Source organism: Ferdinandcohnia sp. SAFN-114 (assembly GCF_059415045.1).
The window spans coordinates 40383-55992 of sequence record NZ_JBPFDQ010000008.1 but is presented as its reverse complement, the minus strand read 5'-3'; the positions used below and the strand labels follow the sequence as shown (position 1 = coordinate 55992).

The 15610-nt window shown below is 39.2% G+C and carries 16 protein-coding genes; 12 read left to right on the top strand and 4 right to left on the bottom strand.

Annotated features, from left to right (window positions below; genetic code table 11):
• Window positions 1-82 precede the first annotated feature (82 nt).
• Window positions 83-901, top strand: a complete 819-nt coding sequence (locus ACR65M_RS04235) for a YfkD famly protein (protein WP_440272638.1) — start codon at window positions 83-85, stop codon at window positions 899-901.
• Between the two features lie 51 nt (window positions 902-952).
• Here ACR65M_RS04235 and yfkAB read toward each other — a convergent pair whose 3' ends face one another.
• Window positions 953-2074, bottom strand: coding sequence for a radical SAM/CxCxxxxC motif protein YfkAB (yfkAB, locus tag ACR65M_RS04230; RefSeq protein ID WP_440272637.1), 1122 nt, complete (start codon window positions 2072-2074; stop codon window positions 953-955).
• Window positions 2075-2206: 132 nt separating this feature from the next.
• On the opposite strand from yfkAB, the gene ACR65M_RS04225 reads away from it, so the two are divergent.
• The gene (locus tag ACR65M_RS04225; RefSeq protein ID WP_121448735.1) at window positions 2207-2395 is read left to right on the top strand and encodes an SE1561 family protein; all 189 of its coding nucleotides are present in this window, start codon (window positions 2207-2209) and stop codon (window positions 2393-2395) included.
• A 494-nt stretch (window positions 2396-2889) separates the two neighbouring features.
• Here the strand turns inward: ACR65M_RS04225 and ACR65M_RS04220 are convergent, their stop codons facing one another.
• On the bottom strand, window positions 2890-4077 hold the full coding sequence (locus tag ACR65M_RS04220; protein ID WP_440272636.1) for a DUF4317 domain-containing protein: 1188 nt from the start codon (window positions 4075-4077) through the stop codon (window positions 2890-2892).
• Between the two features lie 138 nt (window positions 4078-4215).
• Between ACR65M_RS04220 and ACR65M_RS04215 the strand changes: the two genes are divergently transcribed.
• The 3 genes from ACR65M_RS04215 (at window position 4216) to pdaA (ending at window position 8524) form a co-directional block, all read left to right on the top strand.
• Complete coding sequence (locus ACR65M_RS04215) at window positions 4216-5445, top strand: MFS transporter (protein WP_440272635.1); 1230 nt, start codon at window positions 4216-4218, stop codon at window positions 5443-5445.
• 113 nt (window positions 5446-5558) lie between these two features.
• Window positions 5559-7094: a fumarate hydratase gene (locus tag ACR65M_RS04210; RefSeq protein WP_440272634.1), complete on the top strand. Its 1536-nt coding sequence runs from the start codon at window positions 5559-5561 to the stop codon at window positions 7092-7094.
• A 668-nt stretch (window positions 7095-7762) separates the two neighbouring features.
• Window positions 7763-8524, top strand: a complete 762-nt coding sequence (pdaA, locus tag ACR65M_RS04205; RefSeq protein WP_440272662.1) for a delta-lactam-biosynthetic de-N-acetylase — start codon at window positions 7763-7765, stop codon at window positions 8522-8524.
• A 168-nt stretch (window positions 8525-8692) separates the two neighbouring features.
• Here pdaA and ACR65M_RS04200 read toward each other — a convergent pair whose 3' ends face one another.
• Window positions 8693-9286 (bottom strand): lysozyme inhibitor LprI family protein, encoded by a 594-nt coding sequence (locus ACR65M_RS04200; RefSeq protein WP_440272633.1) that lies wholly within the window; start codon window positions 9284-9286, stop codon window positions 8693-8695.
• A 102-nt stretch (window positions 9287-9388) separates the two neighbouring features.
• Window positions 9389-9901, bottom strand: a complete 513-nt coding sequence (locus ACR65M_RS04195; RefSeq protein WP_440272632.1) for a DUF2269 domain-containing protein — start codon at window positions 9899-9901, stop codon at window positions 9389-9391.
• Window positions 9902-10073: 172 nt separating this feature from the next.
• Here ACR65M_RS04195 and ACR65M_RS04190 point away from each other — a divergent pair, with 172 nt between their 5' ends.
• From ACR65M_RS04190 to ACR65M_RS04160, 7 genes are all read left to right on the top strand, one after another.
• Window positions 10074-10397, top strand: a complete 324-nt coding sequence (locus ACR65M_RS04190; RefSeq protein WP_440272631.1) for a DMT family transporter — start codon at window positions 10074-10076, stop codon at window positions 10395-10397.
• Complete coding sequence (locus ACR65M_RS04185; RefSeq protein WP_440272630.1) at window positions 10398-10751, top strand: DMT family transporter; 354 nt, start codon at window positions 10398-10400, stop codon at window positions 10749-10751. It begins immediately after the preceding gene.
• A 57-nt stretch (window positions 10752-10808) separates the two neighbouring features.
• Complete coding sequence (locus ACR65M_RS04180; RefSeq protein ID WP_440272629.1) at window positions 10809-11120, top strand: cupin domain-containing protein; 312 nt, start codon at window positions 10809-10811, stop codon at window positions 11118-11120.
• A gap of 87 nt (window positions 11121-11207) precedes the next feature.
• A complete protein-coding gene (locus ACR65M_RS04175; RefSeq protein WP_440272628.1) occupies window positions 11208-12074 on the top strand; it encodes a DNA-3-methyladenine glycosylase family protein in 867 nt (288 codons plus the stop codon).
• A 16-nt stretch (window positions 12075-12090) separates the two neighbouring features.
• Entirely contained in the window at window positions 12091-13506 is a 1416-nt protein-coding gene (gene rlmD, locus ACR65M_RS04170) for a 23S rRNA (uracil(1939)-C(5))-methyltransferase RlmD (RefSeq protein ID WP_440272627.1), read from the top strand.
• Between the two features lie 100 nt (window positions 13507-13606).
• Window positions 13607-14152, top strand: coding sequence for a hypothetical protein (locus ACR65M_RS04165; RefSeq protein ID WP_440272626.1), 546 nt, complete (start codon window positions 13607-13609; stop codon window positions 14150-14152).
• Between the two features lie 486 nt (window positions 14153-14638).
• Window positions 14639-15553: a hypothetical protein gene (locus ACR65M_RS04160; RefSeq protein WP_440272625.1), complete on the top strand. Its 915-nt coding sequence runs from the start codon at window positions 14639-14641 to the stop codon at window positions 15551-15553.
• Window positions 15554-15610: the final 57 nt, after the last annotated feature.

Here is a 15610-nt window from a genome sequence, read left to right as displayed (position 1 = left end):
AGAAATTTCTAATAAAAGGATGGATAATCCGCAAATACTTCGAAAAAACTAAGCACAAAGCCAAGGAAAGGAGTACCGATCTATGAAACGATATTTTCATTTTATAGTTGCCGCCATTTTTATGTTTAGTTTTGTTGCAGGAACAGCGATGGCGGAAGGTACCGAAAAATCAAAGGATAATAAAGCAGATAAATTCAAAATTCCTAGTTCTGTTTTAGACATATCACAAGATAATACGTACCCGAACCCAACACAGGATTTGCCCTACCTACAACCAAGTAAGCTTACAAAAGAGCTTATTAAGAGTGCTGATGTAGAAATCGAAAATCCAGATCTCATTCGTATCTTAAATGAGTCGGCAATTCAGACGACACCCCTAGCGGTTGGGTATCGCGCAACGATTTATTTAGGCCAATGGCCACTGAACTATGAATCGTCTGAAACAAGCACGAATTGGGAATATGAAAAAATCAATACGAATTATTATGACAATCGTGGTGGAAAGACTCCATATAAAATCCACTACAAACAGGAAATGCAGAAGTTTGTCAAAGGTGGACTAACAGCGGAGATTCAAGATGCTGAAGATGTAAAGAAAATGATGCTGATTGAGGCTGCGAAAAAGTCGAAGCTTCCACTTTCCTTTAAAACGATTATTGGTGGAGGAACGAAAAAAGATCAAATCTATAATGTACCCCCGAAAAAGCTAGGATACTTATATGCCTATGCGCCAGCCGTTAACGAAAAGGGGAAGGTTACATATGGTGAGGTCTATCTCGTTCTAAAAGGAAGCAAAAAATCAATCGTTGTTAAAAATGTGACTCATCAAGGAATCGGTGCATGGATTCCAGTCCAAGACCACGTTTCTTACGGTTTCCTCGTATCAGACACCCCAAGATAAACCCGTTAATACGGGATAAAAAAATTCGGGCGACACTCAGCGCCCGAATTTTTATAGATTTGTACTCCGTTTTGTAAAATCATCCTCTTTGTAATACGCATTTTTCACAAGAATATTAGGCCCAAGGCATTTCACTGCTGGGCAGTGGCAACTAATTTCTTTCGCGATTTTTGTTTGTGACCAATTGTCATATGCATCTTGTAGAGAGGTTGTTTGGATATTACCCAGTGGAGGAGTGTCTCCGAAATCAGTTACGATAATATCCCCGTTGAAAATATTCACATTCAATCGAGAGCGACCATCGGGGTCATTACGAACTGTTATATTTTTACTTGAATAGAGTCTCTTTAGTAAAGTAAGATCATCCTCATTGTGACTGCACGGATAAAATGGCAAGGTGCCAAACAACATCCACACATCCTCATTGCGAATATCAAGGAGTTGATGAATGGCGCTCCTAATTTCTTCAAGTGACAGCACCTCTAGATTGCTTGCAAAATCGCTTGGGTACATAGGATGCACCTCATGTCGGCCACACTCCATTTCCTCCACAATTTGTTTATGAATTGTTTCTAAATGTGGTAGAGTACGTTTATTTAACATGGTTTCTGCAGCAACCATCACTCCAGCTCTCGATAAAGCTTTACTATTTTCAATCATTCGCTGAAAATAACGTTCGCGCTGTTCAAAAGATGGCTTTTTCTCCATCATCGCAAATCCGCCTTGAACAAAATCATCGACCGTTCCCCAGTTATGTGAAATATGAAGCACATCTAAATAAGGAACAATTTTTTCATACCGCGCGAGATCCAGCGTGAGATTTGAATTGATTTGAGTACGAACCCCTCTTTCATGGGCATACTTAAGAAGAGGAACCACATAATTCGCAACAGATTTCGTTGATAGCATTGGTTCGCCACCTGTGATACTTAAGGACCGAAGCTTCGGAATTTCATCTAGGCGTTTTAACAATAAATCGATTGGTAAAGCATTTGGATCCTTTGGTTGTAATGTGTAGCCAACCGCACAATGCTCGCATCTCATGTTACAGAGATAGGTCGTTGTAAATTCAATATTGGTAAGTTGCATTGAGCCATATTGCTCAACATCTAAATAAGCCTCCCACGGGTCATGTGCGGGAGAAATTCGAATAGAAGATTGTAATTTTGACATATGTAACTCCTTTATACAGATTTGTTAAACACAAATCGCCATAGGCATTGTATTGAAAAGAATAATAGTTGTCAATGCAAACATCTTTTACTAAGATAAAAAGATATCTGAAAATGAAAGGAACGTTGTCACTTGGGAAACGCAATTCAAGATAAGGACTTACAAATAACGTATTTAAAAAATCGACTAAATATGTTTTTAGAGGTAATTGATTCATTAGACCCTGAATCAACTGATCTAGAAGACATCGACCGTCTAATTGGAATGCTCGATGACTTGGAAGGAAAATACGAACGATTTAAAAAGGATTGGAAAGAATAAAGGTTGAAGGACGCTCAGCACTTGTGCTGGGCGTTTGTTCGTTTTTGATTGGGCTGACTTGGTAGCGATAAAACGCCGATCCGTGCCCGATTGTTGAGCGAGAAGGAGCGAAAGGTAACGCAAGGGTGTGGATCGTGCCCGATAGTCTACTGAGAAGGAGGGAAGGGTAACGCAAGTGTTTGGATCGTGCCCGATCGTGGAGTGAGAAGGAGGGAAGGGTAACGCAAGCGGTGGGATCGTGCCCAATCGTGGAGTGAGAAGGGGCGAAGGGTAACGCAAGCGAGTGAATCGTACCCGATGGTGGAGTGAGAAGGAGGGAAGGGTAACGCAAGCGGTGGAATTGTGCCCGATCGTTGAGTGAGAAGGAGCGAAGGGTAACGCAAGCGAGTGAATTGTACCCGATCATCGAGCGAGAAGGAGTGAAAGGTAACGCAAGCGAACAGCAACAGTACATAAAAAAACAGTGGATTTAAGAAAATCCACTGTTACTTAGTTTATATGGAACCGTCCTCGTGCCCTTGGTTCTTCGTCTCTAAAGTCAATCCTTCGACAACAACGTCTTCATCAATTTCCAATAGCAAACAACGCTTGCCTTGGTACATAATGTATTTGACGTATCTGAGGTCTTTTGGACCGAGTGTAAGCTTAGCTACTTTGGTGTTGATTTTGATTGATTTTGGAACGAGATTCGCTGCTTTGAATTCATGACGCTCATCATCGACTACACTTTTAAAAGCATGTTCCACCTTTACTGTGTCCACATTTTCTACGCCGCTCACCTTTAAGATGCGCTCAACGTCTTGGTAGTTGATCATCGGTGGTTCGCTTTCTTCCTGTTCCTCTTCTTCTTTTTCTTGAACGAAGCGGTCGATTTCTTCATACACGTTCGAGATAACCTCAGATTCTACCTTGTCCCCAATGACGTTTTTCAAGATCATTTCAAAGCCAATTTTATCATCTTCCGCTGTCATGATATCTTCACAATTCAACACATCGGAAATAAATGTATAACTAGGCTCATTCGCCTTTCCAGATGCATAAAGGATATGATTTACGTCTGCTGCATTGTCGTTAAAGGCTGGAAAAAGAAAACCCGTTAACGGAGCAGTCAGATTTATTACTGGGTCCAGCTCAGTATTTGGTTTAAATGTTCTTTCAATATAGTCAAAAACCAATGACTTTTTCGGTTGGTCCATTTTATTCACACTGCAAAGAATGAGCGGGCTAAAATAAACCTCATCAGAGCCGCCAATCTCAGATTCTGGGTCACGTTTTCGAGTTGGCTTACGGTATTCGGCACGGATGAATGTCACTACAGTGTCAAACTCGTAAACCTTATGGGCGTACATTTTCTCCACGATTTGTAGCATTTGCTCCAGCCATTCTTCGGTGTCCTCCATTTGTAGTCCGTCGTACAGAAGGTCGCGTGTGCTATTCTCCACACCGTGTTGGAACTTTAATTCAAACAGCTTCGTATCCAGTTGACCTGCTAATGTCTTTTTAAAGTTATCTAAAAACAATTCTTGCGCTTCCTGCTCAAGTAGCTCGAATGGCTGGCAAATATGATGATAAATCTCATTGGATTCTTTTTTAACATATACATTGAAAATCTCTTTGATGTTTAAGTATTGATTATTTAACTTAAATTGCTTTCGGATGTTTGCGATATCTTTTTTATTCACTAATCTCAACTCCCATTTTTTGATTATACATGCTGGTATCAAAAATTGTAATGATTGATTTTTTCGTTTATGTATGAGCACTACCGGTATGAAAACCCATATATATATAAGGTAAAAAGCAAACAGGGGAAGATATCATTGGGCATACAAACTAGTAAATTTAGATGGGTTATTTTTGCTTCTGTTTTGTTTACGTATGTGGTCATGTCAAGTCAGCGAACCGCACCAGGATTGATTACAGACCAACTGATGACGGATTTTCAAGTAACAGCTACCACGATTGGACTCCTCACGAGTATCCAATTTTTTGTGTACACAGGTCTACAAATGCCAATGGGTATCTTGGCGGATCGATATGGACCTAACTTTTTTCTGATACTAGGCGCCATCCTTACAGGCGTTGGAACCATCATTTACAGCTTGGGAACCCATGAAGTCATCCTCTTTTTTGCAAGAATCCTAACTGGAATAGGGGATGCAACCATTTGGGTGAACTTGGTGCTGATTTTAAGCAGATGGTTTAATGAAAGAGAATTTACCCGGCTAATTGGTGTCGCAGGCATGACCGGTAGCCTTGGTTTCTTGATGGCAACTGTCCCTTTTTCAGCATTAATCGTTTTACTAGGTTGGCGAGGCGCTTTTCTCTCAGGGGGAATTCTACTTTGCTTGTGTGGGATTTTTCTTTACATTGTACTTGTCAAAAAGCCGGGCCACCCGATGATAGAGAAAAAAGAGGTTCAGCGTGAAAAAACATCAGTGTTACTCCGACGAATTTTTACCAATCGGCAGGCATGGGCTTTGTTCTTATGTCACTTTGGGCTAGTTGGAGGCTATTTAGGTTTTATAGGTTCGTGGGCAGTACCTTATGGAATGGATATGTATGGCTTGACCCGTTTGGAAGCAAGTCAACTTATTATGTTTAGTCTGATTGGCGCGCTAATGGGTGCACCGTTAATCGGCTGGATCTCAAGTCGTTTAGGGGTCATCAAACGACCTTATATTATTTTTCATGTTGTCACTGTGTTATGTTGGTCTACTTTTCTTGTTTTCAGAGAAGGACCCCCATTATTCTTGCTCATTTCCCTCTTCTTTATTATCGGATTCTCGTTCGGTTCAAATTCTCTAACCTTTGCCATCGTTCGTAAAACGTTTCCGACAAGTGAATCAGGAATGGTATCTGGATTTGCGAACACAGGTGGATTTTTAAGTGCTGTATTGCTTCCGGCCATTTTCGGGGGTGTGTTAGACCACGTTACATCTGGATATTATTATGGCTTTATCATTCCTTTGATTTTTTCAGTCTTCGGTTTGATAGGAGTGAACCTTATAAAAGAAAAACCTCAGGTTGCAACGATTCCGGAAAGATAAAATCTGGAATCGTTTGCAAATCCCTTCCCGAAAAAATTAGATAGGGGTATAATGAAAATTGGATTATAAATAACATGTATAAAAATGGGGATATAAGGGAAAGGGGAATACAGATGGATAAGCTACAACAAAGTATGTACAAGTTAATTGTAGAGACATCAACAAGACTTCCAAAGGATGTACGTAGAGCGGTTGCTCGCGCAAAAGCGAGTGAAAGTGCGGGTACTCGTGCTGCTATGTCTCTTTCAACCATCACCAATAATATTTCAATGGCAGACGTAAACGTATCACCAATCTGTCAAGATACAGGTCTACCAACTTTTAAAGTGAAAACTCCTGTTGGAGTGAACCAATTAAAAATCAAAGCTGCGATTCGTGCAGCCATTGTGGAAGCTACTAAAGACGGAAAGCTTCGTCCAAACTCAGTTGATTCATTAACTGGTAAAAACAGCGGAGACAACCTTGGTGAAGGTGTTCCGGTTATTAAGTTTGAACAGTGGGAAAAAGATTACATCGATGTTCGCCTTATTTTAAAAGGTGGCGGCTGTGAAAACAAAAACATTCAATACAGCTTACCATGTGAATTAGAGGGACTTGGTCGTGCTGGCCGTGACTTAGACGGTATTCGTAAGTGTATCATGCACTCTGTGTACCAAGCACAAGGACAAGGATGTAGTGCTGGATTTATCGGCGTTGGAATCGGTGGGGACCGTACATCTGGCTATGAATTAGCAAAAGAACAACTTTTCCGCTCTGTTGAAGATGTCAATCCAAACGAAGATCTTCGCAAACTTGAAGAATACGTAATGGAAAATGCAAACAAGCTTGGCATCGGAACAATGGGCTTCGGCGGCGAAACCACTCTACTTGGTTGTAAAGTGGGCGTTATGCACCGTATCCCAGCAAGCTTCTTCGTATCTGTTGCATACAACTGTTGGGCATATCGCCGTCTAGGTATCACTCTTGATGCTGAAACTGGTGATATCAAAGATTGGTTATACAATGAGGGAGAGGAAATTGACTTCTCTAAAGAACAAGAGGAGGTACAAGAAGTAAAATCAGAAACTCGTGAAGTTGTGCTTCAAGCTCCAATCACTGAAGAGCAAATTCGTGAATTAAAAGTTGGTGACGTGGTTAAAATCAACGGTCGTATGTTCACAGGTCGTGACGCTATCCACAAACATCTATCCGAAAACGATGCACCTGTTGATCTAAATGGACAAGTCATTTACCACTGTGGTCCGGTCATGCTTAAGGATGAAGATGGAAACTGGCACGTAAAAGCTGCTGGCCCAACAACAAGTATCCGTGAGGAACCTTACCAAGGAGACATCATGAAAAAATTCGGCATCCGTGCTGTAATCGGTAAAGGCGGAATGGGACCAAAAACGCTAGCTGCACTTAAAGAGCATGGTGGAGTTTACCTAAACGCAATCGGTGGAGCTGCACAATATTATGCAGACTGCATCAAGTCAGTCGACGGCGTAGATCTAATGGAATTCGGTATTCCAGAAGCAATGTGGCATCTATCTGTTGAAGGTTTCACTGCCGTAGTAACCATGGATTCACATGGCAACAGCTTACACGAGGATGTTGACAAGTCTTCCTTAGAAAAACTAGAACAATTCAAAGAGCGTGTATTTGCTTAAATTGAATAGTACCCGTTACGTATTGTGCGTAGCGGGTTTTTTAGGTTGGTTGGAGGTTAGGGCACAAATAATTGAAGTTAGGTCACAAATGTTAAAAGTTAGGGCACAATTATTCGAGAATAGGGAACAAAAATCATTTAGTATCACTCAGCCAGTGTTCACAACAATGCATTTTCTAAAAAACGTTCATCAAAAATTAAAATAGACTAACATAAATGGTTTCGTGGAGCATACACACTCAAAATAGGAAGAGCATGATAGTTAAAACCTTTTTAAAAGTACAAGCTAAGAGTGGTTTCTCCTAGGAATGTATGACAAGATGAGGCTCGCGGTACACGCTCAAAGCGAAAATGCTCAAGCATATATGTTAAGAATGGTTTAGCGGTACACGCTCAAACCTAAATAGCCACCGGCATGCCCTGCAAGACATTCTCACACTACAAGCTCGGCCAAAAATACACACCAGCATGTTCCGCAAACCCAACCAGCAACACAACTCCACCCCCACAAATTTTATTCAACTCACCCACAAAATCTTTTTGGTAATGTATTCGTGCATGAACTCCCTAAATGTGGTAAAAACTAACCCTACTACTAACGGAGTTTGGGAGGTTTTACTTTTGAAAAGGCTTTTGGGCTTACTTTTTCTTTTAACTGTTACCTTTTCATTGGTTGGTGCCCACCAGGCAGCAGCAGCTTATTCAAATGCACCCATCCATTGGGGCTTCAAAAAAAGCAAGAATCATGAACCGGCATCAGCCGGTGAGGAGTATGATAAACTACTCGCAAAATATGGGGCATTTTATATTGGGGACACAACTAAGAAAGACATCTATCTAACCTTTGACAATGGCTATGAAAATGGCTATACCGAAAAAGTTCTTGATGTGTTAAAAGAGAAAAAGGTTCCTGCAACATTTTTTGTAACCGGACATTATCTAAAAGATCAGTCCGACCTCGTCAAACGAATGGCAAAGGAAGGACATATTGTTGGCAATCATTCATGGTATCATCCGGATTTAACAAGAGTGAGTGACGAGCGACTCCGAAAAGAGTTAGATTCAGTTAGGGAGGAAACGAAAAGGCTGACTGGGCAGGATGTCGCCTATCTTCGACCACCGCGCGGCATTTTCAGTGAACGTACCTTAGCATTATCGAATGATCTGGGCTATCAAAATGTATTCTGGTCACTTGCATTTGTTGATTGGCATATCAATAATCAAAGAGGTTGGGAGTATGCCTATAACAACATCATGAGACAAATTCATCCAGGTGCGATTCTATTGTTACATACAGTATCAAGGGACAATGCGGAAGCGCTTGGTAAAGCTATCGATGATTTACGGGAGGAAGGGTATACTTTCCGAAGCTTAGATCACCTAATGGTTGAAAGATCCATTAAAGAAGAGCTACTATTAAACATGAATTAAATGGGAAAAGGACTTAGAATGTATCTAAGTCCTTCGTTATTAATGTCTAGCTTCAGGCGCCATCGGCTCGAGGTCATAAGCCAATCGCTTAGGAAGGTAAAAGACACCTTCTGTCAGCGTTTGTCTTATGCTTGTCGCCGTTAAGCAGGCGCCTTACGCTTTTCTATTTTACATATATTTTTCAACTAATTCATAGCATCTTTCTTTGGTGACCTGTGCTAGAGTACTTGTCTTTACTAAAGACTCCATTGTGCCACCTTTGTACTGTTCTGCTTCTTCACTTGCCGCCTTATATTTTTCTTTAATCCATCGGCGTTGTTCTTCACGTAACTCATCCATTTCTTCAGTCGGAAGTTGTTTCTCAAGTTCTTTCCAGATTTTATTTAGCGCATCATCCCAGGCTTTATAGTTTGCTGCCGCGATTTCATCCATCTCAACTTGAGTTTCTCCCTCAGGCTGGCTTTCGATTTCCTTCTCAATCGCTTCAAGTTCACTTAAATATTGGATCTTAAGAGGACTGTCTTCTGTTGTCCCTTCAACGTTAGTATCAGTAGACTCTGCATTAGTATTTTCCTCAGTGGTATTTGCCTCGTTACTTTTTTCAGTGTCTTCAACAGTCTCATTTGAATCTGCTTTTTCTGAGTCAGAAGTATTTTCTTCGTTTTTAGTTGGTTCTTCTGGTGTTAAACTGGTCTCCTTATCTGTATTTGAACAGGCAGCCAACAAACCTAATATGACAGTTAACAGTAAAAACTTCTTCATTATAAAAACTCCTTGTAAAAATTTGTTTTATGTAACCTACTTTAACAAAAATGCATGTATCGTCAAATTATAACGTAAAAACGATAAAAGAGCTGTAAGTTTTCAGCTCTTTTTCTGTGGTACTTTTTTCTTCCGCCAAGGTTTAATGTACGAAATAATAAAAATAAAAATGGTAACCGCCACTTGAAAATAGACTGCATATTGTCTCATTAAGTGGTTTTGAATGAACTCGGGATTGGTCAATGCTAATTCCCGTTGAGTTTCAAGGAGCTCCATATTAGTGATCATTAGCTTATCTATAATAAAAATTCCAACAATCGTTTGAATTAAATAAAGTACGAATTTTACGCCAACCCATCGATGTTTGAAAAATCCCCAGTTTGTAAAGAATCCATAGGTGAGCCCCACTAATAATGTGCCGATCGCACCCCAGCGAACAATATGATCACTAATGATTACAATATTTTTATATCCCAAATAAGACTCATCAAACTTAGCGAAATCAAGATGTATATTAAGTGCAAGGGAGCTCATTATTCCTCCGAAAAAGACCACGACTAGAAAAACGTGAATTATTTTTAACCATTTCATCCCTTTAGGTCCGATTTTTCTCATATTTCAATACCTCCCGTGTTATCTGAACAACATCATCCATTTTACGCCGAGGAGGAACATATAAAAATATGCCACAGACGTAACTTTCGCTACAACTGAGGTCCTATATTTTCTAAACTTGACCGAGGAGGTAAAATGGAGAAAGAGACTTTTTAAGGTAGGAGGAATCACAATGAATGCATACATCCTTTTGGTTTTTGCGATTATTAGTGAAGTATTCGGGAGTTCGATGCTTAAAGCAACAGACGGGTTCAAAAAGTTCCTGCCTTCTTTAGGAGTCATGGTTGGATACGGTCTAGCATTCTACGGTTTATCACTTTCTTTAACAACTTTACCACTCGGAATGGCCTATGCGATTTGGGCAGGAGTAGGGACAGCACTAACCGCATTAGTCGGAATCATCATCTATAAAGAACATGTTGATCGAAAAAAAATCCTTGGATTCTTCTTAATCATCGGTGGAGTCATTTTACTAAATGTCGGAGGGGGTCATTAAATGAGAGGATATCTTGCATTATCTATTTCAATTATTTGTGAAATTTTTGCAACCGCGATGCTTAAAATGTCCGAGGGCTTTACTGTACTTTTGCCGTCGGTCGGAGTCATCATTGGTTATGGACTCGCATTTTATTGTTTATCCTTATGTTTAAAAACCCTTCCGTTAAGTTTGGCATATGCGATTTGGTCTGGTGTCGGTACTGCATTAACAGCAGTCATCGGTGCCCTTGTGTGGGGAGAGGTTTTTAGCACGCTTAAACTAGCAGGGATCATCTTAATTATCGGTGGAGTGATTTTATTAAATTCTTCGAAAAGCGAAGAAATTGAGAATCCAAAAGCTAAAGCACTTTAATAAAGATGCATTACCTCTTATAATTGTAAGGGAATACATAATAAGGGGGACAAGGAAATGGTTGGAGAATGGGAAAACGCAGAACCAGGGGTAAAACGAAAAATTTTCCCTCCAGGTGAATCAGTGATGATGATGGAAGTGCACTTTGAAAAAGGGGCGGAAGGCTACCAACATAGTCATCCTCATGAACAGTTCACGTACGTCATGAAAGGAAGCTTCCAGTTCACAATTGAAGGTGAACAAACAACGGTATCCCAAGGAGAAACGATTTTTATTCCAGGGAACCATAAACATGGAGTCGTGGCACTTGAAGACGGTATTTTACTAGATACATTTACACCGCTTCGTGAAGACCTACTTAATAGATAATCAAGGAATCCTCTTGCTTGCAGGGGGATTTTTTTTATGCGTAAATGGTATAATGTGTACTAACACTTAAGAATTGAGGTTGGTTCCATGTGGGAGAAAACAGTGCATGTACAGCCGCCATATAATTTCGATCGGGTCCTAGACCGGCTATCAATAAATCCACTTATCGATTTAAATAAAGATGAACGTTCCGTGAAGGTACCATTTTATATTAAAAATGAACCTTTGGTTGTTACGGTAAAAGCAACTGGAACAACAGAGAATCCAAATTTCGTAGTCAAGGGTACTCAAACTGATTTATCGGAACAGGCTTTGCAGCAAGTTTCTCACATTCTTCAATGGGATGTACCATTAGATAAAATCCAGGACCATTTTTTACAAACGGACCTCAGAGATATTTTCATAGAACATCGCGGGACACCGTTAGTCTTAGATTTCGATCCGTATTATTGCTTGATGAAGTGTATCATCCATCAGCAACTCAATATGACATTTGCCTATACACTGACATCACGATTTGTCACGACATTTGGCGAAGAAATTGACGGAACATGGGTTCATCCGCGACCTGAAAAAATTGCGAAATTAACGGTTGAAGATCTGAGAGAGTTGCAATTTAGTGGTCGGAAGGCTGAATATGTGATAGATACTTCCAAACTGATTGCAGCAGGTGAGTTAACACTCAATGACCTCAATACGAAAACAGATACTGAAGTCATAGATACTCTTGTAAAAGTCCGTGGAATTGGAAAATGGACCGCAGAAAATTTTCTCCTATTTGCATTGGGACGCCCGAATCTATTTCCGATGGCAGATATCGGAATCCAAAATGCCATCAAAAAATTATACAATCTTGAGAAAAAGTCATCCTATGAACAGATGGAAGAATACAGCAAGCCATGGGAGCCATATTTAAGCTATGCCTCCTTGTATTTATGGCGAAGCATTGAATAGAAAGTTGTGTGTAATCATGAAACAACAAAAAGAAAACCAAGCAAAATTACAGGTGGGACAAACATTCCCCCTTACAATAAAACGACTCGGAATCAACGGAGAAGGTGTAGGCTATTTTAAAAGACAGGTTGTCTTTGTTCCGGGAGCACTGCCAGGTGAAGAGGTAGTCGTTGAAGCAACAAAGGTCCACCCGAAATTCTCTGAAGGAAAGATTAAAAAAATCCGCAAAAAATCAGAGCATCGGGTGAAGCCACCATGTCCAATTTACGAACTATGTGGTGGTTGCCAGCTTCAGCACTTAGATTATCGTCAGCAATTGAAAGAGAAGCGGGACATTGTGGTTCAAGCTTTTGAACGCTATGGTAAGACGCCGATTGAAAAGCTGAATATTAAAGAAACGATTGGCATGGATAACCCGTGGAACTATCGAAACAAAAGTCAGTTCCAGGTTGGACTCGATAAGACAAAGGTGATAGCTGGACTCTATGGCCTTAATTCACATAAACTAATCGATATTGCGGACTGTATGATTCAACATCCTGCGACAAGCAAGGTTACTCAGACAGTCAAAATGATCCTACAGGATTTAAAAATATCAATTTATAATGAGCGAAATCGAAAAGGACTTGTCCGAACAATCGTCACAAGGGTAGGTGTCCAGTCCGGAGAGGTTCAGGTTGTCTTAATTACAGCTCAGAAAGAAATCCCACATAAACAATTATTAATAGAAGAAATCACAAAACGCTTACCAGAAGTGAAATCAATCATCCAAAACATCAACGGACAAAAGACTTCACTCATTTTTGGAGACGAATCGATTCATTTACACGGAAACGAGGTCATTCAAGAAACTCTAGGAGACCTTTCATTCGAACTGTCAGCACGTGCATTCTTCCAGCTGAACCCGGAGCAAACCGTCAAACTATATGACGAAGTAAAAAAGGCAGCGCAATTAACAGGTAAGGAAAAAATCGTCGATGCCTACTGTGGAGTTGGAACGATCGGACTTTGGCTTGCAGATGGTGCTGCAGAAATTCGCGGAATTGAAATCATCCCAGAAGCCATCGAAGACGCAAGAAAAAACGCCAAAAAACACGCCAAAAAACACGGTTTCCAAAACGCCACCTACGCCGTAGGAAAAGCAGAAAAACTCCTACCGAAATGGGTAAACGAAGGCTGGCGCCCAGACGTTATCGTCGTCGACCCACCACGTACCGGCTGCGACGACCAATTCTTACAAACCGTCTTAAAAGTAAAACCGAAGAAAATGGTGTATGTATCTTGTAATCCTTCTACACTGGCGAAGGATATCCAAGTTTTGTCAAAGCTTTATCGGGTGGAGTATGTGCAGCCGGTGGATATGTTTCCGCATACGGCGCATGTGGAGGCGGTCGCGAAGTTAGTTTTAAAAAAAGCAGCAGGCCCCAAATAGGGGATTCTGCTGCATTTATTTGATTTTGTGAGCCGTAAAAGTAAAGTGGATGATTGGTTTCCCATCAGACATAACTTCAATTCGATTTAGAGGAGGAAATATGGAAGATAGTTCACACGGATTAACTTTCAAAAAACAGATTATTTTTTTTATTATAAGTACAATTATAGGTGCAGTTATAGGAGGTATATCTAACGAGATACTAAATTTAAAATCAGATAGGAGAGAAGCTGAGCAAAGTGCAATGCTCTTGTACTATGATTTAAAAATGGCAAGTGATACAATCCATTCAACAAATGAAAACATCTCAAACATATCATCATCTGATATTATTTATACACATACTACAATCGCTAATTATATAAATAATTATGGAGAGTTGTTGATAAATTTACGTTCAGATTTAGATACTCATGATTTACAAAACATTATTGCATATTATAAAAATTTAGAGGTTTTAGAAAAAATCAGAGTTAATTTAGATGAGTTTACTTTTGAAAAAGACAAGGAAGAACAACTTTCATCTGAATATGAGAATTACAAAAACTTTATTAAGCAAATGGAAACACAATGTAACGAACATAATGAAAATTGTATCGATCCAACAATAGAAAAGATAAAAGAAATAGCAAAATTAGAACATTAAGAATAACAGTTATCTTTTCGTTAATAGTATAAAATGCTGTGATTTTATCGAATAATTAAAAGGCAGATACAAATGGAACTATCGGATAGAGTTAATAAAGTAGTGAAATTAAATACTGTATCTATTATATGGTGCTCCATGAACTGATTCAATTCAGGTATAATCATTAGTGAGAATTTTTATAACATGGTCTTTACTTTGATATCCGATTGGGAGAAGAGGAAAGCAATTTTAGATGAAGAAGTGGTAAAGGACTTATAAAAATGAACTACTTAGTGATGAACACAACAGGATAGAAAACAGAAGGCAGTTCATATACTATGGAGCTGCCTTTTTAACATACTTTAGATTGCTTATAGGGAGGAATAAGAAAGAGTAAAACAAATCAATCAAGACCGGATGATATGCATGATTTGGTAACGAGGTTGTTATGATGACTCGACGTGTAGAAATATTATACTATTTGAATTGTTGGAGGCTAAAGGAATGCTTGAGGGGATATTGATGGGTATATTTGGAAATACAATTTTTGCTATAATTCAAGGAATGGTTACTACGTTATTTGGTGACAAGGATGATGATCTAAATAATCGAATTTATGAGTCTTTGGAAATGGCGACTAAAGACTTCTTTAAGCAATACGGTGAAATCTATAGGAAACCACATAGTAGCTTTTTAGCACGTGAGTCTAATATTAGATTAATAGTTCAATCGGTGTATTTCGGAAAAAAAATAGATGTGCTGAAAGAGTTAGATCGAAGAGGGTTTGATAATGAACCAGATGTTTCAGAAGAACATTTACATTATTTTGTGAGTAACTTAGAAAAAATTATGAAAGAAGATTTTATTTTAGATAAATTAAAAGAAGAAAAAAAGCATATCGAGGAGTCAAAAGTAGCAAATGAAAATATAAAGGAGATTTTAGAAATAGTAACTGGACAGTCCACAACCACTCCTACTGTAAAAAAAGGTAATTGGCAACTAACTGATTTGGCTACTGGAAATGAAATACCATTTATAGAAGGGAAAAAGTATCATCAAAAATACCCAAACGGTGTAGAGCAAATTTTCATGATAAAGGATGATATTATTAGTGTGGATTTCAAGGATAAAGATGGTAGATGGTCATACCATGAAATAGACATTAGTAAAGGGAGTGCTAAGAACAACAAGTTCCCTTATCCCGTATCGGAATATAAGTTAGTTGTTAATAAGTCAGACATCATTAATAAAACTGTTACTCCATTATCAAATGGTTACTATCAAGAAGAGATGACACTGAAGTGGGGAAGGACATCAAAAGTTATATATGATATCAATGATAGAATACAGCAATGTAATGTAAGTGGGGAGTGGATGGTAAATCACAATTCAAAAACTATTAGTCCGCACAATGAATAATATTAAAGTGGAGATTTACTATATTTGTTTTAATAGTTAGGTAAAAGCTACTATTAT

Bases quoted from the DNA above. Each gene is read 5' to 3' on its own strand.
- ACR65M_RS04160 (WP_440272625.1), top strand. From the start codon at position 14,639: ATGCTTGAGGGGATATTGATGGGTATATTTGGAAATACAATTTTTGCT.
- ACR65M_RS04210 (WP_440272634.1), top strand. From the start codon at position 5,559: ATGGATAAGCTACAACAAAGTATGTACAAGTTAATTGTAGAGACATCA.
- ACR65M_RS04235 (WP_440272638.1), top strand. From the start codon at position 83: ATGAAACGATATTTTCATTTTATAGTTGCCGCCATTTTTATGTTTAGT.
- ACR65M_RS04175 (WP_440272628.1), top strand. From the start codon at position 11,208: ATGTGGGAGAAAACAGTGCATGTACAGCCGCCATATAATTTCGATCGG.
- rlmD (WP_440272627.1), top strand. From the start codon at position 12,091: ATGAAACAACAAAAAGAAAACCAAGCAAAATTACAGGTGGGACAAACA.
- ACR65M_RS04180 (WP_440272629.1), top strand. From the start codon at position 10,809: ATGGTTGGAGAATGGGAAAACGCAGAACCAGGGGTAAAACGAAAAATT.
- ACR65M_RS04185 (WP_440272630.1), top strand. From the start codon at position 10,398: ATGAGAGGATATCTTGCATTATCTATTTCAATTATTTGTGAAATTTTT.
- ACR65M_RS04165 (WP_440272626.1), top strand. From the start codon at position 13,607: ATGGAAGATAGTTCACACGGATTAACTTTCAAAAAACAGATTATTTTT.
- yfkAB (WP_440272637.1), bottom strand. From the start codon at position 2,074: ATGTCAAAATTACAATCTTCTATTCGAATTTCTCCCGCACATGACCCG.
- ACR65M_RS04195 (WP_440272632.1), bottom strand. From the start codon at position 9,901: ATGAGAAAAATCGGACCTAAAGGGATGAAATGGTTAAAAATAATTCAC.
- ACR65M_RS04190 (WP_440272631.1), top strand. From the start codon at position 10,074: ATGAATGCATACATCCTTTTGGTTTTTGCGATTATTAGTGAAGTATTC.
- ACR65M_RS04200 (WP_440272633.1), bottom strand. From the start codon at position 9,286: ATGAAGAAGTTTTTACTGTTAACTGTCATATTAGGTTTGTTGGCTGCC.